The sequence below is a fragment of the Joostella sp. CR20 genome (assembly GCF_038433465.1).
In the GTDB taxonomy this organism is placed as follows: Bacteria; Bacteroidota; Bacteroidia; order Flavobacteriales; family Flavobacteriaceae; genus Galbibacter.
Genome location: NZ_JAESVF010000036.1, coordinates 1 through 576, shown reverse-complemented (window position 1 = coordinate 576; position 576 = coordinate 1). Strand labels below are relative to the sequence as shown.

Annotated in this window: 1 protein-coding gene; it reads right to left on the bottom strand. The window is 30.4% G+C overall.

Going from position 1 to position 576, the window contains the following annotated elements; all coding sequences use genetic code 11:
• Positions 1 to 452 (bottom strand): hypothetical protein (locus JMA43_RS13935; RefSeq protein ID WP_342157317.1); only part of this gene is annotated, 452 nt, incomplete at its 3' end.
• Positions 453 to 576: the final 124 nt, after the last annotated feature.

The following is a 576-nucleotide window of genomic DNA, read 5'->3' as shown; positions in this document are numbered from 1 at the left end:
TTATCATAACCATTTTTTATAGCTATTTGTCCTGAATATTTATACGCTGGATTATCTGTTGAATGGTTCATTACCACTCCCCAGAACCAATTATAGGGTTCTGGAGCATTTGTTGCCTCATGGCTTTCATAAAAACCGCTTTGCCATAATTCATTCCAATTTGTTACTCTTATAGGGTCGTCAACAACTAGAGTTTTTGTCCTTACTTCTCCGTTTATATTCATCGATCTATTACTAGTTAAAACCCCATTATCTGAATATAAACGTACTGAATAATCGCTTTGATCTGCGCTTATTTCATGAAAATCTATATACTTCCCGATTTCTATAACTCCACCAGATCCTATATAGGGTGCTTTATTCCAATAATTTTGAGAGAATGTCAAATTAAAAAAAAGCAACAATAGCACAGTTACTATTTTTAACATCTTTTGTTGTATTTTTAAACTCATAATACTTATCTTTTAATTTTATTCAATTGTGAATTCTCAATTTTAAGCTTTTCAATTTCATTATGTAATTGTATTGTATACAACGTTAATTCCTCAATTTTTTGCAACAGCTTCGCATTCATTT